Below are 14,735 nucleotides of genomic sequence, written 5' to 3' on the forward strand. Positions count from 1 at the left end.
CGCCGCGGGCGAAATGGTCGAGTAGCCGGGACCTCCTATCCATCGCATGCGCATCGTCGCAACGTCACCGCGATAGGAGAATGATGATGTCAATCAGACTTGGCGTGACCGTCGTCGCAGCTACGTTTCTGTTCGGATCGGTTTCCAGCCTCAGGGCTGCCGGAGGCGCAAGCGCGCCTGTGACCATGTCCTCGCCTGGCAGTGTGGACGCAATGAAGTTCGCGGACCTGTCCCGGCAGGCTCCCATCGGTCACCGGCAGCCGCGACGCAGCGACGTGCCCGGGTCGACGCAAGCCTCGCCCCAAGACGCGGAGCTGCAGCGGCTCGACAGGGAGATCGACCGCCGGCTGATCATCTGCCGTGGCTGCTGATGGCCGGCCGAGGTCACGGATGGCGCGCGCCGTAAGGCGCGCGTTCGCCATCTCCTATCCCTCGTATTGATCCGGCCCCATCGCCCAGAGCGACTGATCGTGGCCGAATGCGTAATTGCGGTTGTTGATCGCCGGATTGCGATTGACCATCGGCCGCATGAACATCGGATGGGTCGCGCTGCGGACCTCGTGCTCGACCGTGAAGAGATGCCTGCCGCTGTCGAGATCGACGATGTCGCAGAAGCGGTACTGGTATTGATTGTCCTCGCGCGAGATCAGGTCGCGCGCCAGCAGTTTGCGGTAAGGGCCGGAGAAGTCGGTGATGTACATCTGCACGTGGTGGCCGTCGTAGTCGCCTTGGGGCCGATCGGTCTCGCGGAACAACAGATGCTGGTCGCGGCCGGTCTTCACGGCGGCGACCTGGCCGTCGCCGTTTCGCAAGCTTGCGGGCATGCCCATGATCTCGGGGTAGAAGGCGCAAATCGCCTTCGTGGTGCCTTCCGGCACGTCGAACTCGACATAGGGAATGCCGAGCGCGATGCGGCCGAAGCGTGCGGCGTCCGGCTCGTAGCAGCGCAGTCGGTTGCCCCACGGACAGATCGCCTCGACATGATCGTTGTGCTCGGCGAATGCGAACGCCGTGCCCTCGAGCTTCTTCGCGACCGACGCGAGCCGCGCCAGCAGCGCCTCGCGGCCCTCGATGACCAGCCCGACATGGCCGCGCAGCACCTGCGGCCTGCCGCTCGGCAGGTGAAACTGGCTCCGTCCGGCATTGATCCACATGTTGGTGTCGGACACCATCAGGTAGGGATCGCGGGTCAGTCCAAGCCCGGTCACGTAGAACAGCGTGGCGAGGCGCTGGTCGGGGACCTGGATGTTGACGTGCTCGAAATGGATCGCGTTGCCGAGATCTTCTGCGGATCGATCGAATTGTTGCGGCATGGATGTGCTCTGGCTGGGGGGACTGAGAGATCGATACTAGAGCAGAATTTCCGCCGGCCGAAACTGTTCGCCGATCACATCTTGAGGGCAGGGGCATGATGTCCGTTGCCGCCTTGCCGTGGCAGCCAGTCCCTGTAATCTGGCCAGAACATATGAATATGGGAAGGGATCGATGGGAGGAGTTTTGGAGGGCGTGCGCGTCCTCGATTTCGGGCGCTATATCGCAGGGCCCTATTGCGCGACCTTGCTGGCCGAATTCGGCGCCGAGGTCATCCGCGTGGAAAAGCGCGACGGCAGCGAGGATCGCTTCGTGGCGCCGGTCGGCGAGGGCGGCGAAGGCGCGCTGTTCCTGCAGGTCAACCGCAACAAGAAGTGCATCACGCTCGATCCGATGAAGCCGGAAGGGCAGGAGGTGATGCGCCGCCTGATCGCGACCGCGGACGTCGTCGTCGCCAATCTGCCGCCGCAGACCCTGCGCGCGATGAAGCTCGACTACGACTCGCTGAAGGCGATCAAGCCCGACATCATCCTGACGACCGCCACCGCGTTCGGCGGGCCGGGGCCATGGTCCGACCGCGTCGGCTTCGATGGCGTCGGCCAGGTCATGTCGGGCTCGGTGTACATGACCGGTGCTGGCGACCCGCCATATCGGGCCGCGGTGAACTGGGTCGATTTCGGCACGGCGCTGCATTGCGCGTTCGGGACGCTTGCAGCCCTGATCGAGCGCGGCAAATCCGGACGCGGGCAGATCGTCGAGGGCGCGCTGCTCGCCACCGCGCTGTCCTTCACCAATGCCACGCTGATCGAGCAGGCCGTCATCAATGTCAATCGCGTGCCGACGGGCAATCTCGGCCAGACTGCAGCACCGGCTGACATCTACCGCACCAAAGACGGCTGGGTGCTGTGCCAGGTCACGGGGCATCCGCTGTTCAAACGCTGGGCGAAGCTGATGGGTGAGGAGGACCAGTGGCTGAACGATCCGCGCTTTGCCGACGACATCAGCCGCGGCAATAACGGCCCCGTCATCAGCGCGCGGATGGCGCGCTGGTGCGCCGAGCGCACCACGCAGGAGGCTGTCGACACGCTGGGCAAGGCCATGATTCCGACCGGGCCCGTCCTCAGCCCACAACAGGCGCTGGACCATCCGCATATTCGCGCCGCCGGCTTCATGCAGGATGTCGAGTATCCCGGCCTGCCGAAACGCGCACCCGTGGCCCGCGCTGCCGTCCGGCTGTCGGAAACGCCCGGCGAGATCGCATCGCGTCCGCCGACGCTCGGCGAGCATACCGACCTCGTCCTGACGGAGCTTGGCTACGACGTGGCTGCGATTGCGGCGCTTCGGCAGGGCGGGATCGTCTAGGAAGCGCGCGCGCCTCACGCTAGGAGATTTTCATTGAGGACTCCGGTGGTCGTCAATACCATGGCAAGGTATTGATCGATCAAGCGTTCGACCGACGTGGCGGGGATGGTGGCAGGTTCAAAGAGAGCGCGTGGAGGCAGCGGCCGCGTCAAGCTCGAGGAGGTCGCCCGCAAGGCCAATGTCTCGACCGCGACCGTCTCGCGCGCCTTCAACGAACCCGACAAGGTCTCCGAAGAGGTCAGGCAGCGGGTCAAGGACGCCGCACGCGCGCTGAACTGGATTCCCAATGCTGCGGGACGGGCGCTGGCCTCGCGCCGGACGCATATCGCCGGCGCCATCATCCCGACCCTGGACGACGAAATCTTCGCCCACCAGATAGGCGGCATGCAGACCGTCTTCAGCGAACGCGGCTTCACGCTGTTCCTGGGCTGCTCGAACTACGATCCGGACGAGGGCTTGCGGCAGGCCGAAGCGATGCTTGCGCGCGGCGTGGAAGCAATTGCCGTGGTCGGTGAAAATCATCCCCCCGAGCTCTTTGACGCGTTTAACTCGCGCGGCATTCCCTATGTCGTGACATACTCATACAACAAGCTGTCACCGCATCCGTGCATCGGCTTTGACAATCGCGCCGCGTTCAGCCGCATGACGGAGCATCTGCTGTCGCTCGGCCATCGCCGGTTTGCCGCCATCTTCCAGCCGGACACCAACAACGACCGCGTCAAGGAAAGGCTTCGCGGCGTCAGCGAAGCGCTCGCGGCCGCGGGTTTGGAAATTGCGGCGCAGGATCTGATGATGGGTCCCTCGACGCTGGAGTTCGGCGCGGCCAGCTTTGCCGGATTGATGACGCAAGCCGTCGACATCCGGCCGACCGCGATCGTTTGCGGCAACGACAATCTGGCGCTCGGTGCGTTGATGGCCGCGCGGGAATGCGGCCTCGACGCGCCCGGGGATTTTTCGATCACCGGCTTCGATGATCTTGCGATTTCATCGCGCTTTTCTCCGGGGCTTACGACGATGAAGGTCGACAATCAGGAGATCGGTGTCCTGGCGGCCAACGAGCTCCTCGCCGTGATCGCGGGCCGGCAAGCGCAGGCGCAGTCGCGCGAAGTCGTGCCTGTTCTGAAAATCCGCGACAGCGCAGGTCACGCGAGGGGCGCCTGATCCCGCAGAGAGCGGTCGTCTCTTCGATAGCGCGCCTGGTCCCGCCAAGAGGGCGGCTTCCCGCGCAAAAGGGCCGCTTGACTCCTCATATGTAAGCGCTTACATAGCCGCGTTTTAAACGCCATGAGCGCAACCGGCGGGCCCCTCGCCGGATGAGACGGAGAGGAAACGACAATGCGGAATAGCGTTTTGCGGTGGGCCAGAAACTGTTCGATGGCGGTTTCGCTGCTCTTGCCGATGATGGGAACGGCGAGCCCCGCGGCCGCCGAGGAGAAGCTCGTCGTTTGGTGGAACAAGGGCTACTACAAGGCCGAGGAAGACGCGCTGCTCGCCGTCATCAAGAAGTTCGAGGCCAAGACCGGGGTCAAGGTCGAGCTGTCGCAATATGCGACGCAGGACATGATGCCGAAGCTGGTGGCGGCGCTCGATGCCGGCAGTCCGCCCGACGTGACCTATGCGGACACCTACCATTTCCAGGGCGCCGGCAAGTGGGCCTCCGAGGGCAAGCTGGTCGATCTCGGCTCCGTGCTCGCACCGATCAAGGGCGAGTTCTCCCCGCAGTCGCTCGAAACGGTCATGCTGTACAACGACAAGACCAAGGCGAAGGCCTATTACGCCTTCCCGCTGAAGCAGGCGACGCTGCATCTGCATTATTGGAAGGACATGCTGGAGGAGGGAGGTCTCAAGGAGACCGACATCCCGAAGGACTGGAAGGGCTATTGGTCGTTCTGGTGTGACAAGGCGCAACCGGCCGTGCGCAAGGCGTCCGGCAAGCGAATCTACGGCGTCGGCCATCCGATGGGCGTCGACGCCACCGACAGCTTCATCTCGTTCCTGGTGTTCATGGACGCCTACAACGTCGTGCTGGTCGACGACAACGGCAAGCTCCTGGTCGACGATCCCAAGGTGAAGGCGGGCCTCGTCGCCGCCATGACGGACTATGTCGAGTTCGCCGCGAAAGGCTGCACGCCGCAATCGGCGACGAGCTGGAAGGATCCCGACAACAACGTCGCCTTCCACAACAAGACGACGATCATGACCCACAATTCGACGGTTTCGCTCCCCGGCAAATGGCTCGACGACGCCGGCAACGAGACGCTCACCGCCGAGCAGCGCGACGAAGCCAAGAAGAACTATAATGACCGCATCCGCACCATGGTCTGGCCCAACAAGCCGGATGGTACGCCGGTCCACACCCGCGCCTCCGTGGTGGTCGGCCTGATCTTCGAGCAGGCCAAGAACAAGGACCGCGCCAAGGAGTTCGTCTCGTTCCTGCTGCGCGACGAGAACCTCCAGCCCTATGTCGAAGGCGCGCTCGGCCGCTGGTTCCCGGTCAAGACGGCCGCACAGAAGTCCGCCTTCTGGGACGGCGACGTTCATCGCCGCGCCGTGCGCGACCAGTTCTTCGCCGGCGTCGGCGGCTACGAGATGAGCAAGAACTACAAGTTCACCACCCTCAACAACGAGAACGTCTGGATGAAGGCCGTGAACGCCATCGTCACCAACAAGGTGCCGGTCGACAAGGCCGTCGACGACATGATCGCACGCATCAAGGAAGTGGCCGGCAACTGATCGCCGGCCCGAACAGCTACGCTCACGCGTTGCAAGACGCGTGAGCGGCAGGCTCCTGCCTGTCAACAATTTCAACGCCTGGGAGCCGATTTGTGACCGCAACCATCAAGGGCATCATTCCGGTGATGCTGACGCCGTTCACCGAAGCCGACGCAATCGACTATGCGGGCCTCGAAAACCTCGTCGAATGGTACATTGCCAACGGCGCGGATGCGCTGTTCGCCGTGGCCCAGTCGAGCGAGATGCAGTTTTTGAGCCTCGAGGAGCGGGTCGCGCTGGCGCGCTTCGTCGTGCGGCAGGCGGCGGGCCGGGTGCCCGTCATCGCGTCAGGCCACGTCAGTGAATCCCGCGACGATCAAGTGACCGAGCTGACCTCCATCGCCGCGACCGGCGTGGACGGACTGGTGCTGGTGACGAACCGGTTCGATCCGAAGGGGCAGGGCGGCACCGTCTTCATGGATCATCTGCGCCATCTGCTCGATGCGCTGCCCGCCGATCTTCCGCTCGGCCTCTACGAATGTCCCGCGCCGTTCCGGCGGCTCATGTCCGACGACGAGCTGGCGTTCTGCGCCGAGAGCGGGCGCTTCGCGATCCTCAAGGACGTGTCCTGCGACCTCGAGACGGTGAAGCGTCGCGTGGCGCTGACGAAAAACTCCTCGCTCGCCATCGTCAACGCCAATGCGGCGATCGCCTTCGACGCCATCAGAAGCGGATCCGCCGGCTTCACCGGCGTGTTCACGAACTTCCATCCCGATCTCTACAAATGGCTGTTGACCGATAGCGCGCGGCATCCGGCGCTGGCGGACGATCTCTCCGTCTATCTCGCCCTCGCGGCGATGGCCGAGCCGATGGGATATCCCAAGCTGGCCAAGCTGTACCATCAGAGGCTCGGCACGTTCGCCTGCGCCCACAGCCGGACCATCGATTTCGACATCCGTGAGCGCTTCTGGGCGCTCGATGCACTGCTCGACAAGATCATGCAGGGGCAGGCGAGCTTCCGCGCAAGGATCGCGGCCACGCGCTGATCGCGGCTCTCGCAAATCTCGATGATATGGGGCGATCGTCGCGTGACTGCGGCAGAGCGGCACCATCTATCGGATGCGTACTGGGCTCGTGCCCTCACTCCGCGCTGCGCTTCCAGGCGCCGGTGCCCAGCTTGCCCGTGATCACCGCGAGTGTATCGCGGATCTCGTAGGCGCCGCCATCGCTATAACCCGAAAGGCCCCTTCGGGCTTGTAGGGTCCAGTGGCCATTTGCAGCAATCATCGTGCCTTCGTGCGGATGGGCCGAGCGCTGCGGCACGGCGTGGAATTTGTAAGTGCCGTCGTTCATGATCTGCCAGATCCAACGCGATTGTCCGCGGCGGCCCGGTACCATGATCTCCCAGGTGCCCACCAACGCAGGATCGATCGTCGATGACATCGACGCGCCTGACGGTGCCGGGGACGCGACAGCCGGAAGCGGGGCGACAGGTTCCGCTCCCTCGGCGCCGCCCTTTGGTTGCCCGGCCAGGTAAATCCCTTGCGAGACAGCGAGCCCTAGACGAACGGCTGCTGCTCGTTTCGGGTGGCTTCCATCACTTCGTCGCGGACGTTGCGGAACATGAACGTGACCTCGACGCCCGGTGTCTCGATGTTGCGAAGGAGCGCCGCTGCAAACGGACTGTTACGCGTGTCGCCGTCAAGCGCCGTGGTGCCGTCTCGTGCGGCATAAGCGACCAGAACGTTGCCGACGGGCTCGATGCGACCGAGCCCGCCGGTCGGCGTCCCCCGGGTGGCGAGCGTGCGGTTCATCCTGGCGGCAAATGGATTATTGCGGCAGGCGTCGAGGATGACGAGGCCAAGGCTCGTGGTATTGGAAACCTGCAACATCACGCTCTGCAGGCTGATGGCTTCGTTTGCCGCGTCCGTGTCCCGCTTCAGTTCTGCGTCGATCGGGATCAGCCAGTTTTCGCCATTGATCTCCATGCCATGGCCCGCGAAATACACGGTCGCCATATCGGCTCCGGCGGCGTCGCGCCCCAATGCGATCAGGCCGCGACGCATCTCGTCGAAGCTGGCATTGGTGACCAGACGGACCGAGAAGCCGAGCCGCTTCAGCGCTGCAGCTATGTCGCCGGCGTCGTTTGGCGGATTGAGCAGCGTGGGCACGTTCCTGTAGGCGCCGTTGCCGATCACCAGCGCGACGCGCCTGCCTTCCGCCGCGGCGCCGGTCGGCATCAGGCCTGCCGCGGCAGTCGCAAGGGTCAGTCCCGAAACAAATTCGCGTCGGTCCATTGGGATCTCGCTTGCTTGAACGAGATCCATCGTACAACAACCGATTTGGAGTAGCCACGGGTCGAACTCAGAGCGAGCTGCCGCCGCAGATGACGAGTTGCTGTCCAGTGATGGCGGCCGCTTCCGTCGAGAGCAGGAAGGCCACGGCGGCTGCGACTTCCTCCGGGCGGATGAAGCGGCCGATCGGCGGCAGCTTTGGCATGACATTGGCGCGCGAGGGATCCTTCAGCATCGGCGTCTCGGTTGCGGCGGGGGCAACGACGTTGACGGTGATGCCGCGAGGTGCGAGCTCGAGCGCCCAGGACCGCGCCAGCGCGACCAGCGCCGCCTTGGTCGCGGCATATTGCCCGCGGCCCGCGGCGCCCGATGCGGTGCGGCTGCCTATGAAGACGATGCGTCCGCCGTTCGGCAGGCGCGGCGCCAGCGCGTTGGCGAGGCGCCCGGCGACGTCGACATGCAGCCGCCACATCGCCGCGCCGTCGTCATGGTCGAGCGATCCGAGCGCACCGACCTTGAGCAGGCCCGCGGCATGAACCAGCGCGGTCGGCGTGAAGCCTGCCAAGGCGTCGGCAATGCTGTCGACATCATCGAGGTCGAGCGACAAATGATCGAACGCCGGATGGTCGAACGTCGCAAGGCGGCGGCTGATCCCGGTGACGCGCCAGCCGTCGCGCAGCAGCTGCTCGACGATCGCCGCACCAATCCCCGAGCTTGCGCCCGTCACTAGCGCGTGCGGCCTCTTGTCCATGCTCTCAGTCCCGGATGGCGCGCTTCACCCATGGCTCGGTCACGCGCACATATTTGATCGCGCGGCGATGGAAGGTGAAGGCCATGTGGATCGCCCCGTCGGCGGTCTCCTTGACCGAAGGATAGGACAGTTCGCGATTGGTCTGATCGCGTGAATTGTTGGTCATGCAAAGGCCGTCACCGGTCTCGACATTGCGCTTGCTCCACGTCCGCCCGCCGTCGGCGGAGACGGCCAGCGTCATCGGCGCCCGCGGCGCGCCCCAGAACGCGGTGCGTTCATCCGTTCTTTTGCCGTCGCCGGCGAGCACGGGCGGCAAATCGTCCTCGATCTCGTCATAGAGCGAGAGGCGGCGCCCGGTCGCATCCCTGGCGCTGGAATCGTTGAAGACCAGCGCGAGATGACCGTTGCCAAGTCGCGTGACCTGGATCGAGGAGTTGTTGTTGGGCAGCACGGTCTGGACCGGCGCCGACCAGGTGCGGCCGTGATCGGTGGACCGGCTCTGATAGATGTTGTCCGCCCAGCGGCTGCGGTAGAGGGCAATCAGCGAGCCGTCGTCGAGGCGCGCGATACACATATGCACGCAGCCGCGGCTGCCGGGGACGTCGACGTCGCGCCAGGTCGCGCCGGAATCGGACGAGATCTTCACCGCGCTGGTGTCCTCGTCGCCGTTCCATTTCCGTCCCGGGGTGCTGTGGCAATAGAACACCGGCAGCAGCCAGTCGCCATTGTCGAGCACGACGATCGGCTGCCGGATGAAGGTGCCGCGGCCGCGCTGCTCGGGAAACAGCGTCTCGATCGGGCCCCAGTTCTTGCCGTTGTCGCGGGAGAGGCGGCGGCGGATCAGCGCGGTGTCCTGGTTTCCCGCCAGCTGCGCCGTCCACATCAGCCACAGCGTGCCGTCAGGTGCGGGAAACAGCACCGGGTTCTGCTCCGAACGTCCGTTGTCGTCGGACAGCTTTTCGGCCGGAGACCACTGCGTCGCGCCGCGGGGCAGGCGCGAAAAATAGACCGAGATGTCCGACATGCCCTCCTGCGTGCCGCCGAACCAGACGCAGGCCAGATCGCCGTTCGCGAGCGGCATCAGATTGGCGGCGTGGTTCTGCACGCAAGGCGAGGGAATGAAAGCGTCGGACCGGTCGGGATCGCCGGCGGCCGGGCGAACGACGCCGTCGGCGGCGGTCCCGATGTCGGTGGTCACGATCTCAGTATCGATGATCATGTCGAAGTCCTTTCCATCAATGCATTTGGCTGCGACGTCGCGGCGGCGGCCGGAGCGCGGCCCATCACCAGGCGCTCGACCGCCATCACCACCAGCGGTGTCGCGGCCGCGACATACATGTTGTCGATACCGAAGGGGTTTCCGAGCATGTACCAGGCCGTCGTCGAGATCGCGGCGCCGATCAGGCCCGCGGTGGCGCCGCGGTTGCTGGCAAACAGCGGCAGATAGAATCCCATCATCGCGATGATGGTGATCGACAGGCGCAGCGCGCGCGTGAAGAACGACAGCTTGAGGATTTCCGGGATGAAGAAGACGAAGACCAGCGGTGCAATGCCGATCGCCACCGAGAACAGGCGGGTCATCTTCAGCTCCCGCTCGGGCGTCGGCTTCCAGTAGGGGACGTAGAAGTCGCGCACCACCAGCGAGGCGATCGCGAGCGCAACCGTGCAGACGCTGACGAAGATCGAGGCGACGAGCGAGGTGGTCACGAAAGCCGAGGCCAGCGGCGGCATCTTCTCCAAAAACACCGGCAGCGCGTAGAGGCTGTTCATGTCGGGATAGAGGAATTTCGCCGCGACGCCGATCAGGGCGAGCAGAAATCCGAGCGGCAGGCAGAACGCCGCCGCATAGAAGGTGGCCCTGCGCGCGTCATCAGCGCTCGGCGTCGAGGAGATCGCCTGCACGATGAACTGGGTCGAGAAGATCGCGCCGACGGTGCCGAAGGTCCAGGCGAAGATGGTCGCAAAGCCGATCTTGCCGTCCCAGCTGAAGTAATAGGCGGGCAGCTTGGCCTGGATCGGCGCGATGCCGCCGGTCAGCGACATCGCAACCGAGAATATGATGACGATACCGACGACCTTGATGGCGCTGTGCAGGATCGTCACCCAGGCGACGCCCTTCAGCCCGCCGAACACGTAGTAGAAGGTGCTGACCACGGCGATGATGCACATCGCAACGGGCATGCTGACATGCAGTGCGGTGGCGATCGCGGCTGCGCCGCTCACATAGTTGCCGACGTTCACGAGCAGCAGCGCGTAGATCATGATCACCGACACCGTGAGCATGGTCGACTTGCCGTATTTCTGCGCGATCGCCGCCGAGATGGTGTATTCGCCGGAACTGTAGAGCTTCTTCACCATCAGGAACCCGAACAGCAGGAAGCCGATCGAGGCGCCGAGCACGGCCCACCCCGCCGCGATGCCCGACTGGAACGCTTCCTGCGCCGTGCCGACGGTCGATTTGGCGCCGACGAATTCGGACATCATCAGCACGCCGACGACCACCGCCGGCATCGCGCGTGCGCCCGTCATGAACTGATCGCTGGTCCTGCTGCGCAGTTTGAACGTGAGCCAGGACGTGAAGGCGATGTAGGCGACGATCATTGCGACGATGAGCGTGCTGTCGCCATTGAGGATGGCTTGCATCGATGACGTTTCCTCTGGTGGCGCGGATGCGGTGTTGTGAGCCCGCTTGGTCCCGCTGCAGTTTGTTCGGAATGCGAACAATTGTTCTTTAATTTCATTATTCCTGCCCGCACGTCCCGCGTCAAGCGCGCGCAGCGGTGCGGTGCTGCAACGCGCCCGGTCGGGCAGTCATCGCCGCTGCATGTTCAAAGGGTTGCAGGCCAAAGAAAAAAGTGTCGGTGGGACAGTGCGGCGGGACGGTCGGCGCACGGCCGACGTCATGCGCAGGGAATCCGAGGTCCTGCCGTTCCGGGGTCAGTTCGACTTCAGCGCCACCTTGGCGACCTCGGCCATCCAGCTGGACGCGACGGGCAAAATCGCGTCGTTGAAATCGTAGCGCGGGCCGTGCAGCTCGGCGCCGTCGCGCAATTCACCGTTGCCGATCCAGGCGAAGGCGCCGGGGCACTGCTTGAGGAAGAAGGCAAAATCCTCGCCGGCCATGCTCGGCGCGAGATCGCGTCGCACCTCGGTCTGCACCCTCTCCGCGGCAAGGCGCGCCAGGCCCGCCTCGGCAGGCGTGTTGACCACCACGCCGACGCCCATGACGATTTCGGGCGTGACCTTGACGCCGAAGGTCGTTGCAATGCCTGCGCAGACCTCTCCGATCCGCGCCAGGATGACGTCCTTCACCGCGTCGCGATGATACCGCAGCGTGCCGCCGATGGTGACGCGTCCCGCGATCTGGTTGCGCGCCGTGCCGCCTTCGAGCGTACACAGCGAGAGCACGGCGGTGTCGAGCGGATCGATGCTGCGCGACACGACCGATTGCAGCGCCACGATCAGGTGTCCCGCCGCCATGACGGGATCGCGGGTCAGATGCGGCATGCCGGCATGTCCGGCATGGCCGTCGATGGTGATGCTGACGCGTCCGCCGGAAGCCATCACGACGCCGTCGTGGACCGCGATGGTGCCGGCTGCGAGCCCCGGCCAGTTGTGGAAGCCGAACACCCGCGTCATCGGAAAGCGGTCGAACAGGCCCGCCCCGACCATCGCGCGCGCGCCGCCAAGGCCTTCCTCGGCCGGCTGGAAGATGAAGTCGACGGTGCCGCTCCAGCCGGTGTCGGCCACCAGCAGCGCGGCCGCGCCGAGCAGCGAGGCGGTGTGCCCGTCATGACCGCAGGCATGCATCACGCCTGATGTCGTCGAGGCGTAGGGCAGGCCGGTGTCCTAGGTGATCGGCAGCGCATCCATGTCGGCGCGCAGGCCGACGCGGCCCTGCGCCGCCCCTCGCGTCAGCGTCGCAACGACGCCGTGGCCGCCGATGCCCGCTTCGAAGGGAATGCCGAGCTCGGTGAGCTTCTCCTGCACGAAGGCCGAGGTGGCCTTCTCGTGGAGGCCCAGTTCCGGGTGCGCATGCAGATGCCGGCGCCACTGGGTCAGTTTCTGGTGCAGCTCGGGGGGCAAGGCGGGGATCTTTCGTAAGGAGGGCCGGCTAATGCCAGCATAGCCGAATATTGAGCCGACCCGTCAAGCGCCTGCGAGTGTCTCGCGTGCAGCAACATCGTCATGGCCGGGCATAGCCGTCCGAAGGACGGCGTCGCTTCCGCTCGCCTATGACCCGGCCATCCACGTCTTGCTTCGGCCATGACGGATTGCCCTACGGCGAGAGCTTCGCCAGTCCTTTCCAGTCGAAGCTGATGCCATGGCCCGGCCGGTCCGGCGCCACGGCCTTGCCGTCCGCGAGCACCAGCGGGTGCTCGATATACTTGTCCAGCCCGAATCCATGCGCTTCCAGATACGAGCGGTTCGGACAGGCCGCGAGCAGATGCACCGTGATGTCGTGCGCGCCGTGGCTGGTGACCGGGAGATTGAACGCCTCCGCCAGCCGCGCGATCTTCATGAACGCACTCACGCCGCCGCAATTGGTGACGTCAGGCTCGGGATAGGATACCGCGCCCGCGACGATGTAGTTCTTGAACTCCCACAGCGAGCGCAGATTCTCGCCGGCCGCGATCGGCACGCCGCCGGCCTGCATGATGCGGGCATGGCCCGCGACGTCGTCGGGGATAACAGGCTCCTCGAGCCAGGTGAGGTCGTAGGGGACGAAGGCGCGGGCGGCGCGAATCGCGTCCTCGACCGTCCATTTCATGTTGGCGTCCGCCATCAGCGGAAAGCCGTCGCCGAGATGTTTGCGCATGGCCGCGACGCGCGCGACGTCGGATTTGAGATCGGGCCGGCCGACCTTCATCTTGATGGCGCGAAAGCCCTTGGCGAGATTGCCGTCGGTCTGCGCGAGCAGCGCCTCGACGGAGAGATCGAGGTCGATGCCGCCGGCATAGCAGGGCACGTGCGCATCGAAGCCGCCGAGCAGGCGGAACAGAGGCAATTTCGCGCGCCGCGCCTTCAGGTCCCACAACGCGATGTCGAGCGCGGACAGTGCCAGCACCGCCGGTCCGCCGCGCCCGCCATAATGCAGGCCCCACCAGACGTGATGCCAGATCGCCTCGGTGTCGTCGGCCTCGCGTCCTTCGACGAGTGGCGGGATCTCGCGTTTGAGGATGTCGGCAGTCGCCCCGCCATTGCGCCCGACCGTGTAGGTGTAGCCGACGCCCTCGGCGCCGTCGGCATCGCGGATGCGGCAGGTGATCAGCTCGAACGCCGCGATCTCGCCATGCGTCGAGTCCGACAGCGTGACGGGGAGGGGGATCCGGTAGAACCCGGTCTCGATTGTCGAGATGCGTGCCATGTTTCCTTCCTGCTTTTCCTTGCAGGCTAGGCCGACAGGCATCGGCGGGCAACCGCGGGCGATGCAGGGCAGTTCTGTAGGATGGGTAGAGCGAAGCGAAACCCATCATCTTCGTTACCGCGGCGATGGGTTTCGCTGCACTCTCCCCATCCTGCGGACGACTTCATGCGAAGAAACGACGCAGCTCCGCCGCAACGCGAATCGGGTCGCCTTCGTTGTCTGCCGCGATGTGTCCGGCGCCCTTGAATTCAACGCGCGTCGCGTTCGGCAGGATCGCGGCGAGAGCATCGAGAGCGGTGGCGAGATAGCCCTGGCTCCGATCGCCGCCAAGCAGCAGCGTTTCCGTGCTCAAGCTCCTGAAGCGGTCAAGGTCGCCGGCTTTCTCCGCAATCAGCTCGATGTCGTAGTGGACCGTGGGGATGAGCGTGGCCAGAGGCGGCCCGTTGCCAACGGCCGCGTTGGGACGGAGCCGCATCATCATGGCGAAGAACGATTTAAGGACAGGCGCAGGGAGCCTTGTCATGATCTCGTTGTCGCCGGTGCCTTTGAGCACGGCAACAAGGGCGCCCGGCAGATCCCCCTTCGCCAGGGCCGCCTCATAGCCAGCGGCCCAGTAGCGCGGCTGGACCCCGCCGAATTCGAGCGGCGGCTCGTAAAGCGTGAGGCGCGCGATCGCCGGATTGGCGAGCGCGGTGTGCATGGCAACCAAGGCCCCGGCGCTCAATGCAAACACATTTTGTGCGCCCGTCTCGGCGAGAAGCCGGCCGAGATCATCGATCTCGGTCGCCATGCAGTGGTCGGGCCGGAACGGTCCGCTCAGACCACGACCGCGCCGGTCCGGGATGAGAACGGTGAAGCGGTCGGCCAGCGCTGCGCCAAGGTCAGTAAAGCTCGCTGCGCTCTGCAGCGCGCCATGGAGCAGCACCAGTCCGGGGCC

At 65.1% G+C, this 14,735-nt stretch carries 13 protein-coding genes and 1 pseudogene; 5 read left to right on the forward strand and 9 right to left on the reverse strand.

The features are described 5' to 3' along the window. Window positions 1-86 precede the first annotated feature (86 nt). The gene (locus CT676_RS17685) at window positions 87-371 is read left to right on the forward strand and encodes a hypothetical protein (protein WP_135215059.1); all 285 of its coding nucleotides are present in this window, start codon (window positions 87-89) and stop codon (window positions 369-371) included. 54 nt (window positions 372-425) lie between these two features. On the opposite strand, the gene CT676_RS17690 is transcribed toward CT676_RS17685, so the two are convergent. Continuing rightward, window positions 426-1,313, reverse strand: coding sequence for a hypothetical protein (locus tag CT676_RS17690; protein WP_085404532.1), 888 nt, complete (start codon window positions 1,311-1,313; stop codon window positions 426-428). 172 nt (window positions 1,314-1,485) lie between these two features. On the opposite strand from CT676_RS17690, the gene CT676_RS17695 reads away from it, so the two are divergent. From CT676_RS17695 to CT676_RS17710, 4 genes are all read left to right on the forward strand, one after another. After that, on the forward strand, window positions 1,486-2,673 hold the full coding sequence (locus CT676_RS17695; protein ID WP_085404531.1) for a CoA transferase: 1,188 nt from the start codon (window positions 1,486-1,488) through the stop codon (window positions 2,671-2,673). Window positions 2,674-2,778: 105 nt separating this feature from the next. Next, a complete protein-coding gene (locus CT676_RS17700; protein WP_085404530.1) occupies window positions 2,779-3,834 on the forward strand; it encodes a LacI family DNA-binding transcriptional regulator in 1,056 nt (351 codons plus the stop codon). A gap of 213 nt (window positions 3,835-4,047) precedes the next feature. After that, window positions 4,048-5,406 carry an ABC transporter substrate-binding protein gene (locus tag CT676_RS17705; RefSeq protein WP_085404529.1) on the forward strand — a complete coding sequence of 453 codons (1,359 nt, stop codon included), beginning with the start codon at window positions 4,048-4,050 and terminating at the stop codon, window positions 5,404-5,406. Window positions 5,407-5,498: 92 nt separating this feature from the next. Further along, on the forward strand, window positions 5,499-6,431 hold the full coding sequence (locus CT676_RS17710; RefSeq protein WP_085404528.1) for a dihydrodipicolinate synthase family protein: 933 nt from the start codon (window positions 5,499-5,501) through the stop codon (window positions 6,429-6,431). Window positions 6,432-6,525: 94 nt separating this feature from the next. Here CT676_RS17710 and CT676_RS17715 read toward each other — a convergent pair whose 3' ends face one another. The 8 genes and pseudogenes from CT676_RS17715 to CT676_RS17750 all read right to left on the reverse strand — a co-directional run bounded on the left by CT676_RS17715 (window position 6,526) and on the right by CT676_RS17750 (window position 14,723). Then, window positions 6,526-6,828 carry a hypothetical protein gene (locus CT676_RS17715; protein ID WP_085404527.1) on the reverse strand — a complete coding sequence of 101 codons (303 nt, stop codon included), beginning with the start codon at window positions 6,826-6,828 and terminating at the stop codon, window positions 6,526-6,528. Window positions 6,829-6,944: 116 nt separating this feature from the next. Next, on the reverse strand, window positions 6,945-7,682 hold the full coding sequence (locus tag CT676_RS17720) for a caspase family protein (RefSeq protein ID WP_161495920.1): 738 nt from the start codon (window positions 7,680-7,682) through the stop codon (window positions 6,945-6,947). A 67-nt stretch (window positions 7,683-7,749) separates the two neighbouring features. Next, the gene (locus CT676_RS17725; protein ID WP_085404525.1) at window positions 7,750-8,430 is read right to left on the reverse strand and encodes an SDR family oxidoreductase; all 681 of its coding nucleotides are present in this window, start codon (window positions 8,428-8,430) and stop codon (window positions 7,750-7,752) included. 4 nt (window positions 8,431-8,434) lie between these two features. Then, a complete protein-coding gene (locus CT676_RS17730) occupies window positions 8,435-9,649 on the reverse strand; it encodes an exo-alpha-sialidase (RefSeq protein WP_135215060.1) in 1,215 nt (404 codons plus the stop codon). Further along, a complete protein-coding gene (locus CT676_RS17735) occupies window positions 9,646-11,073 on the reverse strand; it encodes a sodium:solute symporter family protein (protein WP_135215061.1) in 1,428 nt (475 codons plus the stop codon). The genes CT676_RS17730 and CT676_RS17735 overlap by 4 nt, the downstream gene beginning before the upstream one ends. Window positions 11,074-11,367: 294 nt before the next feature. Further along, window positions 11,368-12,516 (reverse strand): annotated as a pseudogene (locus tag CT676_RS17740) (amidohydrolase). Between the two features lie 193 nt (window positions 12,517-12,709). Next, complete coding sequence (locus CT676_RS17745) at window positions 12,710-13,798, reverse strand: mandelate racemase/muconate lactonizing enzyme family protein (RefSeq protein WP_085404563.1); 1,089 nt, start codon at window positions 13,796-13,798, stop codon at window positions 12,710-12,712. A gap of 163 nt (window positions 13,799-13,961) precedes the next feature. Further along, entirely contained in the window at window positions 13,962-14,723 is a 762-nt protein-coding gene (locus tag CT676_RS17750; RefSeq protein WP_201266257.1) for an alpha/beta hydrolase, read from the reverse strand. Window positions 14,724-14,735 lie beyond the last annotated feature (12 nt).

Origin of the sequence: Bradyrhizobium sp. MOS001 (assembly GCF_004634465.1) — a bacterium.
Lineage (GTDB): Bacteria > Pseudomonadota > Alphaproteobacteria > Rhizobiales > Xanthobacteraceae > Bradyrhizobium > Bradyrhizobium barranii.

What these genes read in the sequence shown, in the direction of transcription:
- CT676_RS17690 (WP_085404532.1), bottom strand. Translation starts at nt 1,313, where the DNA reads ATGCCGCAACAATTCGATCGATCCGCAGAAGATCTCGGCAACGCGATC.
- CT676_RS17715 (WP_085404527.1), bottom strand. Translation starts at nt 6,828, where the DNA reads ATGTCATCGACGATCGATCCTGCGTTGGTGGGCACCTGGGAGATCATG.
- CT676_RS17720 (WP_161495920.1), bottom strand. Translation starts at nt 7,682, where the DNA reads ATGGACCGACGCGAATTTGTTTCGGGACTGACCCTTGCGACTGCCGCG.
- CT676_RS17735 (WP_135215061.1), bottom strand. Translation starts at nt 11,073, where the DNA reads ATGCAAGCCATCCTCAATGGCGACAGCACGCTCATCGTCGCAATGATC.
- CT676_RS17695 (WP_085404531.1), top strand. Translation starts at nt 1,486, where the DNA reads ATGGGAGGAGTTTTGGAGGGCGTGCGCGTCCTCGATTTCGGGCGCTAT.
- CT676_RS17745 (WP_085404563.1), bottom strand. Translation starts at nt 13,798, where the DNA reads ATGGCACGCATCTCGACAATCGAGACCGGGTTCTACCGGATCCCCCTC.
- CT676_RS17725 (WP_085404525.1), bottom strand. Translation starts at nt 8,430, where the DNA reads ATGGACAAGAGGCCGCACGCGCTAGTGACGGGCGCAAGCTCGGGGATT.
- CT676_RS17730 (WP_135215060.1), bottom strand. Translation starts at nt 9,649, where the DNA reads ATGATCATCGATACTGAGATCGTGACCACCGACATCGGGACCGCCGCC.
- CT676_RS17705 (WP_085404529.1), top strand. Translation starts at nt 4,048, where the DNA reads ATGGCGGTTTCGCTGCTCTTGCCGATGATGGGAACGGCGAGCCCCGCG.
- CT676_RS17685 (WP_135215059.1), top strand. Translation starts at nt 87, where the DNA reads ATGTCAATCAGACTTGGCGTGACCGTCGTCGCAGCTACGTTTCTGTTC.
- CT676_RS17700 (WP_085404530.1), top strand. Translation starts at nt 2,779, where the DNA reads ATGGTGGCAGGTTCAAAGAGAGCGCGTGGAGGCAGCGGCCGCGTCAAG.